Annotated in this window: 17 protein-coding genes and 1 riboswitch; of the genes, 10 read left to right on the top strand and 7 right to left on the bottom strand. The window is 42.4% G+C overall.

Annotated elements, in window-relative coordinates; all coding sequences use genetic code 11:
- Window positions 1-16: 16 nt before the first annotated feature.
- The 5 genes from rpsA to pyrF all read left to right on the top strand — a co-directional run bounded on the left by rpsA (window position 17) and on the right by pyrF (window position 4,345).
- Window positions 17-1,690: a 30S ribosomal protein S1 gene (rpsA, locus tag LQZ07_RS15700; protein WP_016403457.1), complete on the top strand. Its 1,674-nt coding sequence runs from the start codon at window positions 17-19 to the stop codon at window positions 1,688-1,690.
- A gap of 112 nt (window positions 1,691-1,802) precedes the next feature.
- Entirely contained in the window at window positions 1,803-2,087 is a 285-nt protein-coding gene (locus LQZ07_RS15695; RefSeq protein ID WP_016403456.1) for an integration host factor subunit beta, read from the top strand.
- 94 nt (window positions 2,088-2,181) lie between these two features.
- On the top strand, window positions 2,182-2,472 hold the full coding sequence (locus LQZ07_RS15690) for a LapA family protein (protein ID WP_016403455.1): 291 nt from the start codon (window positions 2,182-2,184) through the stop codon (window positions 2,470-2,472).
- Window positions 2,472-3,641: a lipopolysaccharide assembly protein LapB gene (gene lapB / locus LQZ07_RS15685; RefSeq protein ID WP_152781142.1), complete on the top strand. Its 1,170-nt coding sequence runs from the start codon at window positions 2,472-2,474 to the stop codon at window positions 3,639-3,641. Before LQZ07_RS15690 ends, lapB begins: the two co-directional genes overlap by 1 nt.
- A gap of 5 nt (window positions 3,642-3,646) precedes the next feature.
- Window positions 3,647-4,345 (top strand): orotidine-5'-phosphate decarboxylase, encoded by a 699-nt coding sequence (pyrF, locus tag LQZ07_RS15680; RefSeq protein WP_152781140.1) that lies wholly within the window; start codon window positions 3,647-3,649, stop codon window positions 4,343-4,345.
- Here the strand turns inward: pyrF and rrtA are convergent.
- Window positions 4,334-4,828, bottom strand: a complete 495-nt coding sequence (gene rrtA / locus LQZ07_RS15675) for a rhombosortase (protein WP_194164090.1) — start codon at window positions 4,826-4,828, stop codon at window positions 4,334-4,336. The two genes, pyrF and rrtA, sit on opposite strands and share 12 nt — an antisense overlap.
- Window positions 4,829-4,914: 86 nt before the next feature.
- Window positions 4,915-5,571 (bottom strand): 7-cyano-7-deazaguanine synthase QueC, encoded by a 657-nt coding sequence (gene queC, locus LQZ07_RS15670; protein ID WP_152781136.1) that lies wholly within the window; start codon window positions 5,569-5,571, stop codon window positions 4,915-4,917.
- Between the two features lie 66 nt (window positions 5,572-5,637).
- Here queC and queE point away from each other — a divergent pair, with 66 nt between their 5' ends.
- Window positions 5,638-6,315, top strand: a complete 678-nt coding sequence (gene queE / locus LQZ07_RS15665; RefSeq protein WP_152781134.1) for a 7-carboxy-7-deazaguanine synthase QueE — start codon at window positions 5,638-5,640, stop codon at window positions 6,313-6,315.
- A gap of 47 nt (window positions 6,316-6,362) precedes the next feature.
- A complete protein-coding gene (gene galE / locus LQZ07_RS15660) occupies window positions 6,363-7,376 on the top strand; it encodes a UDP-glucose 4-epimerase GalE (protein ID WP_152781132.1) in 1,014 nt (337 codons plus the stop codon).
- Between the two features lie 54 nt (window positions 7,377-7,430).
- On the opposite strand, the gene LQZ07_RS15655 is transcribed toward galE, so the two are convergent.
- The gene (locus tag LQZ07_RS15655; protein WP_016403448.1) at window positions 7,431-7,838 is read right to left on the bottom strand and encodes an H-NS family nucleoid-associated regulatory protein; all 408 of its coding nucleotides are present in this window, start codon (window positions 7,836-7,838) and stop codon (window positions 7,431-7,433) included.
- A gap of 176 nt (window positions 7,839-8,014) precedes the next feature.
- Window positions 8,015-8,185, top strand: a riboswitch (Lysine riboswitch).
- A gap of 57 nt (window positions 8,186-8,242) precedes the next feature.
- On the opposite strand from LQZ07_RS15655, the gene LQZ07_RS15650 reads away from it, so the two are divergent.
- Together LQZ07_RS15650 and LQZ07_RS15645 are read left to right on the top strand one after the other, a co-directional pair.
- On the top strand, window positions 8,243-9,823 hold the full coding sequence (locus tag LQZ07_RS15650; RefSeq protein ID WP_152781130.1) for a Na+/H+ antiporter NhaC family protein: 1,581 nt from the start codon (window positions 8,243-8,245) through the stop codon (window positions 9,821-9,823).
- Between the two features lie 19 nt (window positions 9,824-9,842).
- Window positions 9,843-10,427 (top strand): thymidine kinase, encoded by a 585-nt coding sequence (locus LQZ07_RS15645; RefSeq protein ID WP_016403446.1) that lies wholly within the window; start codon window positions 9,843-9,845, stop codon window positions 10,425-10,427.
- On the opposite strand, the gene LQZ07_RS15640 is transcribed toward LQZ07_RS15645, so the two are convergent.
- The 4 genes from LQZ07_RS15640 to LQZ07_RS15625 form a co-directional block, all read right to left on the bottom strand.
- Complete coding sequence (locus LQZ07_RS15640) at window positions 10,424-10,816, bottom strand: MerR family DNA-binding transcriptional regulator (protein WP_016403445.1); 393 nt, start codon at window positions 10,814-10,816, stop codon at window positions 10,424-10,426. The two genes, LQZ07_RS15645 and LQZ07_RS15640, sit on opposite strands and share 4 nt — an antisense overlap.
- 95 nt (window positions 10,817-10,911) lie before the next feature.
- Window positions 10,912-12,183, bottom strand: a complete 1,272-nt coding sequence (locus tag LQZ07_RS15635; protein ID WP_152781128.1) for an outer membrane protein transport protein — start codon at window positions 12,181-12,183, stop codon at window positions 10,912-10,914.
- Window positions 12,184-12,481: 298 nt separating this feature from the next.
- Window positions 12,482-13,228 carry a DUF3379 family protein gene (locus LQZ07_RS15630; RefSeq protein ID WP_152781126.1) on the bottom strand — a complete coding sequence of 249 codons (747 nt, stop codon included), beginning with the start codon at window positions 13,226-13,228 and terminating at the stop codon, window positions 12,482-12,484.
- A complete protein-coding gene (locus LQZ07_RS15625; protein WP_016403442.1) occupies window positions 13,197-13,763 on the bottom strand; it encodes a sigma-70 family RNA polymerase sigma factor in 567 nt (188 codons plus the stop codon). The genes LQZ07_RS15630 and LQZ07_RS15625 overlap by 32 nt, the downstream gene beginning before the upstream one ends.
- 153 nt (window positions 13,764-13,916) lie before the next feature.
- Here LQZ07_RS15625 and LQZ07_RS15620 point away from each other — a divergent pair, with 153 nt between their 5' ends.
- On the top strand, window positions 13,917-14,201 hold the full coding sequence (locus tag LQZ07_RS15620; protein WP_016403441.1) for a DUF406 family protein: 285 nt from the start codon (window positions 13,917-13,919) through the stop codon (window positions 14,199-14,201).
- Window positions 14,202-14,208: the final 7 nt, after the last annotated feature.

Here is a 14,208-nt window from a genome sequence, read left to right as displayed (position 1 = left end):
TATGTGTAATTAAATAATGACTGAATCTTTTGCTCAACTCTTTGAAGAGTCACTTCAAGACCTAGAATTCCGTTCTGGTTCGATTGTTAAAGGTACTGTAGTAGGTATCGAAAACGGTATGGTTCTAGTAGACGCTGGCCTTAAGTCAGAATCTGCTATCCCTGCAGAACAGTTCAAAAACTCTGCTGGCGAACTAGAAATTGAAGTAGGCGCGCAAGTAGACGTAGCGTTAGACGCTGTAGAAGATGGTTTCGGTGAAACTGTTCTTTCTCGCGAAAAAGCGAAACGTCACGAAGCGTGGATCCAACTTGAAAGTGCTTACGAAGAGCAAGCAACGGTTGTTGGTATCATTAACGGTAAAGTTAAAGGTGGCTTTACAGTTGAAGTTAACACCATCCGTGCATTCTTGCCTGGTTCACTAGTTGACGTTCGCCCTGTGCGCGATACTGCTCACCTAGAAGGTAAAGAGCTTGAATTTAAAGTTATCAAACTAGATCAAAAACGTAACAACGTAGTTGTTTCTCGTCGTGCTGTTATCGAAACTGAAAACAGTGTTGAACGTGATCAACTTCTTGAGAACCTACAAGAAGGTCAAGAAGTTAAAGGTATCGTTAAGAACCTTACTGACTACGGTGCATTCGTTGATCTTGGCGGTGTTGACGGTCTTCTACACATCACTGACATGGCTTGGAAACGCGTTAAGCACCCAAGCGAAATTGTTAATGTTGGCGACGAAATCAACGTTAAAGTACTTAAGTTTGACCGTGAGCGCACTCGTGTATCTCTAGGTCTTAAGCAGCTGGGTGAAGATCCATGGGTAGCAATTGCTAACCGTTACCCAGAAGGTGCTCGTCTTGAAGGTCGCGTAACTAACCTAACTGACTACGGTTGTTTTGTTGAAATCGAAGACGGTGTTGAAGGTCTAGTTCACGTTTCTGAAATGGATTGGACTAACAAAAACATCCACCCATCTAAAGTTGTTAACGTGGGTGACCTTGTTGAAGTTATGGTATTGGATATCGACGAAGAACGTCGTCGTATCTCACTTGGTTTGAAACAGTGTAAAGTTAACCCATGGGAGCTGTTCGCTAGCACTCATGATAAGAACGACAAAGTTTCAGGTAAGATCAAGTCTATCACTGACTTCGGTATCTTCATCGGCCTAGACGGCGGTATTGACGGTCTTGTTCACCTATCTGACATCTCTTGGGATGCTCAAGGTGAAGAAGCGGTTCGCGACTTTAAGAAAGGCGACGAAATCGAAGCTGTTGTACTACAAGTTGACGCAGAACGTGAGCGCATTAGCCTAGGTGTTAAACAGCTTGCTGAAGATCCGTTCAACAACTACCTAGCTGACCTTAAGAAAGGTGCTTTAGTTAACGGTACTGTTACTGAAGTTGATGCTAAAGGTGCAACTGTTGAACTAGCAAGTGGCGTTGAAGGTTACTTACGTGCTGGCGATGTTAGCCGTGACCGTGTTGAAGATGCATCACTTGTTCTTTCTGTTGGCGACCAACTTGAAGCTAAGTTCGTTGGTGTTGACCGTAAGAACCGTGTAATCAGCCTTTCTATCCGTGCTAAAGATGAAGCGGACGAGAAAGAAGCAATGGCTACTCTGAACAAGAAAGAAGACGCTCAGATTGGTAACGCTATGGCTGATGCATTCAAATCTGCACTTAAAGGCGAATAATCTTTAAATCTTTTTTTAGATTTATGTGATTGAATATTGGGGGGGACTTGTTCCCCCCCATTTCTTTATCTACACTGGTATTAGTTCCCTTTATCAATGGCTTGGAGAATCCATGACTAAATCTGATTTGATTGAAATACTCGCTAGTAAACATATTCAATTTACCAGTAAAGAAATTGAGTCGGCAATTAAAGAAATTCTTGAGCAAATGACCTGTTCATTACAGGAAGGCGATAGAATTGAAATTCGTGGTTTTGGTAGTTTTTCACTGCACTTCCGTGCACCCCGAGTGGGCCGAAATCCTAAAACAGGTGAAAAGGTAGAGTTGTCTGGGAAGCATGTTCCCCACTTTAAACCTGGTAAAGAGTTGCGAGAGCGCGTAAACGCTGGCCTATAGTATTGTTTCTTTTACAATTAGGTGATCTTGGCTGGTTAAATTAACGTGATTGCTGCATAATTTCCCTAGCTTTTGTTTGGCTCTGGGAGGTTATGTGAAAGCAATATTCTCAACGCTGTTATTAGTTGTACTGTTCGTTACTGCACTTGCTGTGGGCGCGCAAAATGATGAAGTAGTAAGTGTCAATTATCTTATTGCCGAGTCGGATATGCGCTTGTCATGGCTTATGGCTGGTTTGTTCATAGCTGGCTTTATTACTTGTCTTTTATTTTTGTTGGCTTTTTATACTCGAATTCGTTTAGAAAGTGCTGGCTTGAAGCGTCGATTGGCTAAGCAGCAAAAACAACTAAATAAGTTGCAAGACGAGACGGTCAAGGATAGTTAATGCTAGGCTTGTTGTTTTTGTTGTTACCAGTAGCTGCCGCTTATGGATGGTACATGGGGCAGCGCAGCGTTAGGCAAAATCAGCAACAGCAAGCAAATCACGTATCTAAGCAATACGTAGAAGGCTTAAATCTCCTTTTATCTAATCAATCTGATAAAGCAGTAGACCTGTTTGTAGAGCTGCTACAAGTAGATTCAGAAACCATTGATACCCATCTCGCACTCGGTAATTTATTTAGACAGCGTGGTGAAGTTGACCGAGCTATTCGAATTCACCAAAACTTGATTGCCCGTGAAGGCATCGACATCGACCAAAAGAACCTCGCTCTACAACAGTTAGCAAAAGATTATTTAGCCGCAGGCTTATTTGATAGAGCAGAAGCTTTGCTCATTGAATTGCAAGAAGAACCAGATTACCGCCAGTTAGCCTTAAAACAATTACTCAGCATCTATCAACAAACTCGAGAATGGCCGCAAGCGATTGCTGTGGCCAAAAAGATAGACCCTAAAGAACTGAGTGATGTTAATCGTCAAATTGCGCACTTTTATTGCGAGCAAGCACAAGAGTTAGAAACTGCTGGGAAGCTTTCAAAAAGCCAAGCCTTACTCAAAAAAGCGCTTAGCGCAGACAAAAAGTGTGTGCGAGCTAGTTTGCATTTAGCCCAAATTCAAAATGCAGAAGGCGATTATAAAGCAGCACTTAAAAATTTAAATAAGATCCCAGAGCAAGATATCGACTTTGCCTCCGATGCTTTATCTCTATACAAAACCTGTAGTGATAATTTGGCAAAGCCCGATTACTATCGGCAGTTTTTAGAGTACTGCTTATCAATTAAAAGTATTGCTAGTGTAGTGGTAGAGCTTTCGATTATTTATCGGGAGGCGCACGGCGCAGAGCAAGCTCAGGATTTGTTGGTAGATGAGCTGAAACGCAACCCTACCATGAAAGGATTTCATCACTTAATGGGCCTTCATCTAGCTTCTGCTGAAGAAGGTCAAGCTAAACAAAGCCTGCAAGTTTTGCGTGGCTTAGTTACCCAACAATTAAAGATTAAACCTCACTATCAGTGTCGACGCTGTGGTTTTTCATCTCATTCTATATATTGGCATTGTCCATCATGTAAGAGTTGGGGCACAGTTAAACCAATAGTGGGATTAGACGGAGAGTAGAAACAATGCAAGACCCAAAGGTATTAGTTGCCCTCGATTATGCAGATATCGATCAATGTATGGCATTTGTAGAGCAATTGGAGCCGGGCTCATGTCGTCTTAAAGTGGGTAAAGAAATGTTCACTTTGTTCGGCCCTCAGTTGGTAAAGGAGCTTCACAACAAAGGTTTTGAAGTGTTCTTAGACCTAAAATTTCATGATATTCCTAACACAGTTGCTAAAGCAGTAGCCGCAGCTGCGGAGTTAGGTGTATGGATGGTTAACGTGCATGCCAGTGGCGGCCGTAGAATGATGGAAGCGGCAAAAGCTGCGTTAGAACCTTATGGTGATACACGCCCTAAGTTGATTGCGGTAACTGTGTTAACCAGTATGGACCAATCTGATTTATTAGAGTTGGGTATTGAGCTGAGCCCAATGCAGCAAGTAGAGCGTTTGGCAACACTTACTAAGCAATCTGGCTTGGATGGAGTGGTGTGCTCAGCTCATGAAGCCAAAATGCTAAAATCGCTACTTGGTGAAGAATTTGCGCTGGTAACCCCAGGAATCAGACCTACAGGCAGTGCGCAAGGCGATCAACGCAGGATTATGACGCCGGTTGAGGCAGTTACTGCAGGCTCTGATTATTTGGTTATAGGCCGGCCGATTACTCAAGCCGACTCACCAGCAGAGGTACTAAGCAGTATTAACGCAGAGCTAAGTGCTTAGCTTATAGCTTCGCCATAACGGCCACCAAAGCAGCAAAGCAAAGCTAATCCCAAGTACCGCAAATAATAGATGGGCATCGATAGCAACATCGATGCCTATCAAATCCGTTACCCACGGGTCACCGCCGTATAATTGCTCCATGAGTAGCTTCGCACTTAAGCCTGTCAATATGATGGCACCGACGCGTTTCTTGTCGGTGAATAAATCAGCCATTGCCGCGTAGGCTATTAAGCCATGGATTAAGCCCGAGAGTCCTACATACTCATCATATTTAGCAAACCATAATAGCCCACCGCCTAGTAAACATAAGCTAATGCTAATCAACATGAAGTGCTGATTAGATAATCGGTCATCAAAAACAAAATACACCAGCACCAAGGTTGCAACATTCATTAGCCAATGAATAAGGTTATTGTGGCTTAAGTTACCCGACACAATGCGCCAATACTCTCCTTGACTAATTAGCTGTTTGTTCCAACTCATTAGTTCGGTATGTGCAAGAAAAAACCACGAGCAGCTTATTACAATAAGCAGGAACCAAAATCGGCTCACAAAATATTTGAGCATGTTTATTCGTAGCTTAGAGGGTCTGTAACAGCGTTTAGCTTAAAGGCTTCTAGACGTTCTTGGCAGGCTCCGCATTTTCCGCAGGCTTGCTCGCGTCCGTTATAACAGGTCCATGTTTTACCGTAATCTAAACCCATGGCTAAACCATCGCTTAATATGTCTATTTTCGATTGCTCTAGATAGGGACTAATGACTTCTACGGCCTCGTAGTTAGCTATTAGGCTTACGTCATTCATCTTCTTCACAAACTCTGGGCGACAATCGGGGTAGATTGCATGGTCGCCAGAATGCGCGCCATAGAATACTTTTTTGGCACCTATAGACACGGCGTAGCCAATAGCCAGAGACAGCAAAATCATATTGCGGTTTGGTACAACCGTTGATTTCATCGATTCTTCTTGATAATCACCTTCCGGAATATCAATGTCAGAAGTGAGTGAGGAGCCTGCAAGCAGTTGATTGATTGCAGTGATATCTACGATTTTATGTTCGATACCAAGCTGTTCAGTTACCTTTTGAGCATATTCCAGTTCTTTAACGTGGCGCTGACCGTAGTTGAAGCTAAGAGCATAAGGTTGTAGGCCCAATTGCAAGGTTTTATGGAGAACTGTGAACGAGTCCATTCCACCTGAATAAATCACTACCGCTTTTTCTTTCATTATTTGCTCTTTAAAATATGTTTTAATACTGCCTTAGATTTTCGCTTATTATGATCTGGGATACAAATGGCATCTCTTGCTTTACCTGTTAATGAAGTGTTTGAAACCATCCAAGGGGAGGGTTTTCATACTGGTGTTCCCTCAATATTTGTTCGTTTACAGGGCTGTGATGTTGGTTGTTCTTGGTGCGATACCAAACATACCTGGCAAGTTTTAGAATCTGACCGTGTGCAACCCGAGCTAATTATTGGCGCCAGCGGAGACACTGCTCGTTGGGCAATGCTCACGCCTAATCAACTCCTAGAGCAGTTTAAAACTCGCTATCAGGCGAAACATATTGTTATTACCGGTGGTGAGCCATGTATCTACGATTTATATGAGCTTACCAATGTCTTAATTGCAGCTGGTTATTCAGTGCAAATTGAAACTAGCGGCACCTATCCAGTAAAGGCCGCAGCCAAAACATGGGTAACGGTTTCTCCAAAAGTTGATATGAAAGGCGGTAAAGTTGTTATTGAACAAGCCTTACACCGAGCAAACGAGATTAAACACCCGGTAGCCCGTGAGCGAGACTTAACTAATTTAAAAAGTTTATTAACTGGTATGACTAGTAACTTGGATGTATTGGTGTGTTTGCAACCCATTAGTCAACAGCAAAGAGCTACCGAGTTATGTATTCAAGCTTGTATTGAAAATAATTGGCGCTTGTCTTTACAAACGCATAAGTTTATTGGAATTGAATAGCAGCTCCTATAGAGCTAGCCAAATATATTATCTTATAAAGGATTATTATGACTATTTTAGTTACGGGTGGAGCAGGTTATATAGGTAGCCACACAGTGGTTGAATTATTAAACCAAGGCGAAGAAGTGGTTATTGTAGATAACCTTTGTAATTCTCATGCTGCATCAATCGAAAGAATTGAGAAAATTTGCCAAAAGCGCCCTACATTTTATCAGGTAGATATTCGGGATAAGTCAGAGCTAAACACGGTATTTTCTAAGCATAAGTTTAAATCTGTTATTCATTTTGCTGGTTTAAAAGCAGTTGGCGAATCGACAACTATTCCTCTACATTATTATCAAAATAATGTATCTGGAACTTTAACCTTATGTGAAGTAATGGCTGAGCATAAGGTTAAAAACTTAGTCTTTAGCTCTTCTGCTACTGTATATGGCGACCCGCACACAGTACCTATTTTGGAGAGTTTTCCTACTGGTGCTACCAATCCTTATGGGCGCTCTAAGTTAATTGTAGAAGAGATGCTGACTGATCTATATAAATCTGATGATAGCTGGAATATTGCTTTATTGCGTTATTTCAACCCTGTTGGGGCGCATAAGTCAGGTTTAATTGGTGAAGATCCAAACGGTATTCCAAATAATCTAGTACCTTACATTACCCAGGTGGCTGTAGGGCGCTTAGCTGAGTTAAGTGTATTTGGCGACGACTACGATACCACAGATGGTACGGGAGTTCGTGACTACATTCACGTAGTGGATCTGGCAAAAGGCCACTTAAAAGCGCTAAACAAACTTGATGCTAAGGCTGGGTTGGTTACTTACAACCTAGGAACTGGTCAAGGTTATAGTGTACTAGAAATGGTTGCAGCGTTTGAAAATGTATCGGGACAATCAATTGCTTATAAAATAGCACCTCGTCGCCCAGGTGATATTGCAGCATGTTATTCAGATCCTAGCTTAGCTAAACAGGAGTTATCTTGGCAGGCTGAATTAAGTTTGGATGATATGGCCGAAGACTCTTGGCGCTGGCAACAAGGCAATCCAAATGGTTTTGCCTCTTAATATTGCTGGAATAAAAAAGGAGCCTTAAGGCTCCTTTTTTAATTTAGATGATAACTAGATAAGAAAATCTTCTTTAGTTTTGCCTTCATTTTTAATTGCACGTTGGATCGGAGAAGGTGTTCTTCCTTGGCCTGTCCAGGTTTTTTCTTCACCATTTTCATCAACAAATTTGTATTTAGCTGGCAGTGGTTGACGTTTTTTTCGTTCTTTTACTGGCGCGTCACCAATCATCGATAGTAATTCACTTGGGTCGATACCATCTTGTTCGAGTAACGCTTTATATTTCTCTAGCTTCTCGCGTTTTTCTTGCTGTTGTTTCTCTTCTTCAGCTTGTTGTGCGAAACGTTCATCTAAAATGACTTTAAGTTTATTGTAGCTATCTTCTAATTGCTCAATTGATAATTCTTTTGTAGCAGCTTTAAGACTTCTTGCGTTTAAAAATACCTTAACGAAATCGCTCATGTTAATCCTATCTATTTATTAGTATTGGTTAATCTATTACAAAATATTAATTACTAAATAAAACTTGTCAATAAACTAAACTTAAATAAACAGTATTAGTTGCTACTTTTAGTTTTAGTTGTTCAATGGTTTTGGTTGAATATGCCGCGTTGTTGGGTATAATGCAGCGCTTAACGCTATATTGTAGAGGAGCGCTGGTCAAAAGTAGTGCAGAGTGGGGTGATTCCAATGATTCTGTATGAAAGGGGCCCGCGCCGAAGTAACTAGCATTATCAAGGCTAATTACTGGTGTCGGATTTAATAGATACGACACTGTCATAGTCCAACTATGGAGAGCTACAGAGTGAAAGCCTATCGGCTTCTAGTCACTCAATTTGCTCTCTGAATTTAAAAACAGAGAAAACATGCAAACCATTTCTTATACCGATTCATTTTTATCTATTCTTCCACCGGTGATTGCGCTGTTGGTTGCCTTAGCAACAAGACGCGTAATTATTGCACTTAGCTGCGGCATCATCACGGGTGCTTTGTTACTCAGTAACTTTTCTTTTGTAGATTCAGGCATTTATTTATCACAGCTTGCAGCAGGCTTAGCGTGGGATGACGGTGCGCCTAACTGGTGGAATCTGCAAATTATTATCTTCCTGCTGCTGCTAGGCGCCATGACTAGCTTAATGACTGCTACTGGCGCAACCACAGCCTTTGCAGAATGGGCTAAGAAACGGATTAAGACCAAGCGTCATGCTACGGTTACCACTGCTTTGTTAAGCTTTGTGGTGTTTGTCGATGACTATTTCCACAGTTTAGCGGTGGGCAGTGTTGCGCGTCCGCTTACTGACCAAGTGGGCGTATCGCGCGCCAAGCTTGCTTACTTGCTTGACTCAACGGCTGCACCAATGTGTGTACTTATGCCTTTATCGAGTTGGGGGGCTTATATTATTGCCTTAGTAGGTGGTTTGTTGGTTACTCACAATATCACTGACATCACACCGCTGGCAGCGTTTGCCACCATGATCCCACTAAACTTTTACGCTGTGTTTGCTTTGCTAATGGCCTTAGTGGTTGCTTATTTCAATATTAATATTGGTCCAATGAAGCAGCATGAGAGAAACGCTGAGAAGGGGCAATTGTTTGATGAGATCAAGGGTATACCCGCAGGTAGTGTGAACCATGACTTTGAAGCCGATAACGGCTCACCGCTTGGTTTAGTATTACCTATCGCTATTTTAACCTTGGTGACATTTGCTAGCTTTGTGGTTACAGGCGCTACGGCATTGGAAGAAGGACAAGCCTTTAGCTTGTTAGCCGCATTAGAAAATACCGATGTGACTCTGTCTTTGGTCGCCGGTGGCGTAATAGGCCTATTGGTGAGCGTGGGTTTTGCATTTAAGCAACAGCTTAGCTTGTCTCAGCTTGCTCATGCCATTTGGGTGGGTATTAAGGCTATGAGCCCAGCCATTCTTATTTTGGTGTTTGCTTGGTCTATTAGTGGCGTAATCGGCGATATGGAAACCGGCAAGTACCTAGCTTCTAAATTAGATGGTGCGATTAGCCCAGCTATTTTGCCGGTGTTAGTATTTGTATTAGCGGGTTTAATGGCCTTCTCTACTGGTACTAGCTGGGGCACGTTTGGCATTATGTTGCCAATTGCTGCCGATATGTCAGTAGCCAGTGATGTGAGCTTAATACTGCCTATGTTGTCTGCAGTATTAGCGGGTGCGGTATTTGGCGATCATTGTTCGCCTATCTCCGATACCACCATTTTGTCATCTACCGGTGCAGCTTGTCACCACATTGACCACGTAGCCACGCAGCTGCCTTACGCTTTATTAGTAGCCAAAATAAGCATTAGCTGTTACTTGGTAATGGGAATGACCGGAAGTGTGATCGCTTCACTAGCCGTTGGTTTGTTATTGTTTGCCATTACTATCGCAACTTTGTACCATCGCCAGCAAAATTCAGCTTTGGCACTAAACAGTAAATAAACAAGGAACTGCGCTGTAAATGGCTTCACTACATTTTAAATATGCCGCTATGAATTCGGGAAAATCAACTCAACTTATTCAAGCTCATTTTAATTATCAAGAGCGCGGTATGAATCCTTTGGCGCTAATCCCTGCAATGGATACCCGCGATGGTGTGGGTACCATTAAAGCTCGAGTAGGTTTGTCCTTAGAGGCTGAAACCTTTTGTGCAGAGCAGGACTTGTTTGAATTGGTAAGCACTAAAAATCAGCAAAACAAGCAAGATGTCGTTATTGTGGATGAAGGGCAGTTTTTGCGTAAAGACCAAGTGTATCAACTAGCTAGAGTGGTTGATGACTTGCACATACCGGTAATGGTTTATGGTTTAAAAACAGACTTTATGGGGGAGCTATTTGAAGGTGCTTACCATTTACTGTGTTTAGCCGATAAGCTCGAAGAGCTTAAAACCATTTGCTGGTGTGGCAATAAAGGCCACTTTAATGCTCGTATTGACCAACATGGTCAGGTAGTGAGTGAAGGGCAGCAAATTGAAATTGGTGGCAACGAGCGTTATGTTTCGTTATGCCGCAAGCACTTTATTCAAGGTAATGCAGGGGAGCATTAATCTTTAGTTAGCTTATTAAGAGCGTCGTTACAGCGGCGCTCTGCTGATTTTAACTCCATTAACACCACTTGAATATCTTCTAACTGCTGCAATAAACTCAACTTTCTTAGTTTAATACTGTCAATTAATCCTGTTACCTCTTTGCTACTGCTTAGCTTGGCGTCATATAAATCGAACAGCTCTTTTATCTCTTTTAAAGAAAAGCCTAATCGTTTGCCGCGTAAAATGAGTTTGAGTCGAAGTTTGTCGTGTTTGGAATAAAGCCGCTTAGTGCCATCGCGAACAGGCTGCAATAGGCCTTGGTCTTCGTAGAAGCGAATGCTGCGAGTGCTTATGGTAAATTCTTGGGCTAGTTCGCTAATTGAATAGGGGGTAGGGGTATTTACCATGGCTGCCCTCAGTACGTGTGGTTGAATAACTGAAGCGTGGGTGAAACTTAAGCTTAGGTCAAGCAACCGGCGTGTTGCCGGTTGCTCATTAAGACTTAAAAGCTGTGGTTGTATTGAATAGCGGCAATGTAAGCATCACCTTTTGATACAAATGGGACAGGTGTTCCATCAGCTAACTCTTCTTCGAACTCTCCTTCTTTACCTTGGATGTAAGTAAAGCCAACATCCAAGTTGCCTTTTTCACTCAAGTGGTAAGTAAAACCAATGCCGTAGTTGTAGCGGTCGTTGTCGGGAATACTGATGGTTTTATGGGTGCGAGATGGACTTTGGTCAAAGGCCATACCAGCACGTAATTCCCAAGCAGGGTTTAGGTACCAAGTTCCACCAAAAGAAACGCGGTAAGAATCGCTAAATTGCTCTGGTTTGTTTAGTACGCTGCCAATGCCTTCTGAGGTGGCGTCAATTTCTTGAAAGGTACTCCAGCCAGTCCAAACATAACTGTAGTGAACAGCAAAGGCGTCATTTAAGCGATTGTAGCCAGACACTTCAAAAATATCTGGGAGATTTAGAGTTAGCTCACCATCAATGGTTTGCCCGCCGGTTCCGTAAGGGTTATCACTTAGCTCTTCTGGAATGTCTGAGTGGTAATCACCTTTAAACTTAAGGTCAACTTTAGAGCGGTAGCTAATACCAAAGCGGTGGTCTTTGTTTACTTCCCACATACCGCCAATGTTCCAACCAAAACCCCAGCCGTCACCTTCTAAAGAAGCGGATGTTCCGCTTTCTGGAAAGCCAGAGTCATTGGTTCCAAAGTTACGAACCAATTTGGCGGTGCCGTAAACAGCGTTTACACCGGCACCAATACTAAATTGGTCATTAATGCGGTACGACACGTTTGGATTTAGGTTTAAGGTAATTAACTCTGTTTGGCCAGCAAGAGACCCTGCTGCGTAATCTTCTGGATAATCTGTAGATAAACCAAAGTTTGAGAACATGCCTACACCCCAGGCCCACTTGTCATTAAGAGGTTGGATGAAATAGCCAGCCGGTACTGCTGCACCAGGCACTACATCGTTATTGGTTAAGGCTTGGTCTATTGAATCTACGCCTGTATTACCTCTAACGTAAACGTCAGGCGCGATATAACTTAAAGCACCTGATACCGCAATGGTGTCGAACATCGACATTGCAGCAGGGTTGCGTGCCATAACGGCAGCGTTGTCGGCAATAGCAGCTTCACCCGCAAACGAGCGGCCTAGCCCCGAAGCAGAGTGTTCCACTAGTTGAAAACCGGCTGCGTTTACATGGGCGGCAGTAAATGTAGCTGACGCGGCAAGAAGCGCGAGTGGTAATTTCCTTATTTTCATCGTTCCCTCTCTAATTACGGGGTTAAACGTTTAGTTATGTATGGGTCTTAGTAAGAGCGCTGACCTCTGACCAGATTAAGAGTAAATAAAATAATTGTTAAGTGTTTGTTAATGCTTTGTGTCAAAAGTTGGAGCTACTGCACAAAAGTTAAACACTTGTTTGATCTTGGTGAGCTAAGAAATATAAATGATTGTTTCGAAACATCAAGCGGGATTGTTGAGCTTTATTGCTAGTTCACAAACAAAAAAACCAACTCCCATTGATAAGACAATAGGAGTTGACTTTATTTTAATTAAATCAGATAGATTGATTTAAATCTGCGGTGAGCGTATCAAGTGCTTTTTCAATAGGTTCGTTACGTTCACCCACCACGACAAGGTTGGCATTAGATAGTTTAGAAACCATCCCGTGCATCTTTTTATCGGCAAAGCTTTCAACCGCTTGCAACTCGGTGGATTTAGGCACTACAAACACATTTATATTTGAGCCCATTTTTCCTTTCATAATCATATGAAAAGCTGGAGCACCTGCATAAGCACAGTGGTTAACATACACAACCTCGCCAGGAAGTTGGTCAAAGCTTGCACCATAACGGGCTAATTTAGCATTAATAGTTTGCAGGCTTGGTTGTTCATCAACACCGCTGGTATAAGGCATTTCGTGATAAACATGTTCTAAAGCTACTTGGCCCATATTTACTTGCCTGGTAGGCAGTTGCCAATTAACTAAGCTAAAACTTAAACCCACTACAAAAGCAATGGATGCAGCCATAGCAATATGTACTCGAGTTTTGCGGCGGTATTCCAGTTGTGAATCGTCGAAGCTTTGGCTTAGTATTAGTCGCTCTGCAAGTGCGTCTGGCACATCTACGTTTAGTGCTTGCTCTAACTTACACTCAAACTGCTGCATCTCGCCATACAGTTTTTTATTTTTAGATGTGCGCGTTGCTTCCTGTATAAGCGTATCGCTACGCTCTCGAGGATTGGTATACAATTGACGGCGAAATTCTAGCTCATCCATTGCTTTGTCCTCGTTCTTGGTCATTATCTAGGGCTTCTTTGAGCTGATTTCTTGCTCTAAAAAGCCGTGTCATTACTGTGTTTTTATTTAGCTCTAACATATCGGCAATCTCATCACCGCTAAATCCACCTATCACTTGGAGTAGCAGCGGTTCTTTATATTCAGGTGCCAGCTTATCTATTTGGCGGCGTAACCATTCATTTTCAATTTGTTGCTCGGTAGATGTAGCATTTACATCGGCAACTGAATGATCCTCGATATCCACCAAGTTAAACTGTTTTCGCTCGAAGCGACGGGCGTTTTCTCGGCGCAAAATGGTAATTAACCACGCTTTGGCTGCCTTTTCATCTTTAAGGCTGTCGAGTGAACGCCAAGCTCTAAGAAAGGTCTCTTGAACTATGTCTTCGGCGATATGCTTATCCTTTACTAGCCAGTAGGCGTAACGGTAAACATCCTTATTGTAAGCCTGTACTAAGGCTTCATAACGTTTTTGTTTTGCTTCCATATCCGACATGACCGAGTCGGTTTGGTTTTTCTTTCGAAAAAAATCAACAACCATGTAATTTCCTAGATAAAACGTCGAAGGCTAATCTGTTATGATACGCATCAAAGAGACCTTATTTGGTCTATGGTACACACTATACACCTGATTTCGCTTTGGTTTAGATTGAAGAGTTATAACTAAGGCCTGTTGTAAATGAAAGGAAAATAGATGAAAACTAAGTTAGAAGAATCTAAAACTTGTTGTTGTGTTGATGTTGGTGCGGTTATCGACGGCGAAGAATGTACAGCACAAGTTGAAGAAGTGTTTGCCGAGCAACAACAAGCCGAAGCCCGTTTAAACGCTTTAGTAGACAAAGCTCGTAAGGCAGAGTCTGATCCTTGTGAGATTAGCAGCGAAGTTACCGCTGTTGAAGGCGGGTTTAAACTGGCTGCTTCGTTTACTTTTTGCTGCCAAGCAGAAAGCCTAATCTTTCAATTAGGCTTAAATCGCTAAGCGGTAT

This window comes from Agarivorans sp. B2Z047 (assembly GCF_023373605.1).
GTDB lineage: Bacteria > Pseudomonadota > Gammaproteobacteria > Enterobacterales > Celerinatantimonadaceae > Agarivorans > Agarivorans albus.
The sequence above is the reverse complement of the archived record's forward strand: the minus strand, read 5'-3'. Positions and strand labels throughout refer to the sequence as shown.